The following is a 617-nucleotide window of genomic DNA, read 5'->3' on the forward strand; positions in this document are numbered from 1 at the left end:
CACTAGTGTTGCATTAATTTAATTTGACTATTAAAAATACTCAAAATGTTCAATTTTATTATTTTGTGCAAAGAAAAAGTCCTTTATAATGGATAAAGTCAGGTGGCAACCCGTCCAAATCCACTAAAAAGGACCAATCTCATGGACAAGATTACACGAAAAACTTCATTTGGACAATGGTTTTTACCAATAAATCTTCAATTACTTGAGGAACAGGTGAAAACGTTGAAATTAGATTACTATACGAAAAAATTAACGGCAGAATCATTCCTGAAATTATTACTTTTTGCGCAGCTAGAAGAAATCGAAAGTCTACATGCGCTAAGCGATTGTCTTTTCGATGACCTATTGCAGAAAGGCATTGATCTCGATTCAATTAGTATTTCTCAGCTCTCACGCCGATTGAATGGCATGAATCCAGATCTATTCCAAAGGCTTTTCCTTGATTTAGTCGCACAAATTCATGCCAAAACACACTATACAAAACTTATCATGCCTGTAAAAATTATCGATTCAAGCACATTGCCACTCAATTTGACGAATCATAAATGGGCAAAATTCCGCAAAACAAAGGCGGGAGTTAAATTGCATTTGCGTCTAGTCTTTATGGAAAAAGG

General features: G+C 34.8%; 1 protein-coding gene. It reads left to right on the forward strand.

Translation table 11 applies throughout. The features are described 5' to 3' along the window. Positions 1–141 precede the first annotated feature (141 nt). Positions 142–617, forward strand: a 476-nt coding sequence (locus tag ACTYA4_RS22150) for a DUF4372 domain-containing protein (protein ID WP_445505878.1), incomplete at its 3' end; no start/stop codon positions are given.

Source organism: Niallia yueguangensis (assembly GCF_052663115.1).